Below are 266 nucleotides of genomic sequence, written 5' to 3' on the forward strand. Positions count from 1 at the left end.
GTCTTATTCAATGTGTTGGTCATTGCTTGGTTTTTAGATGGCACATTACTGCTTGGTTATGCAGTAGGTATTATTTTTGCTTCTACGTTTGTGCATTTCAGACGACATACTTTAAAAACGGCTGCCAAAACTGATCAACAATCGCGTCTGAATTTAACCGCTAAACTTTTTGACAGTTGGGATAACGTCGTTATTTTTAATAAGCATAATTACACGCTCTATAATAATATTGTTCAAAAAAGCTTTGCAACAGCCAAGAATAATAG

At 34.6% G+C, this 266-nt stretch carries 1 pseudogene; it reads left to right on the forward strand.

The features are described from left to right. Positions 1-266, forward strand: a pseudogene (locus AAEY75_RS15495) (hypothetical protein); the annotation flags it as partial.

The organism is Psychrobacter sp. TB55-MNA-CIBAN-0194 (assembly GCF_040309505.1).
Taxonomy (GTDB): domain Bacteria; phylum Pseudomonadota; class Gammaproteobacteria; order Pseudomonadales; family Moraxellaceae; genus Psychrobacter; species Psychrobacter fozii.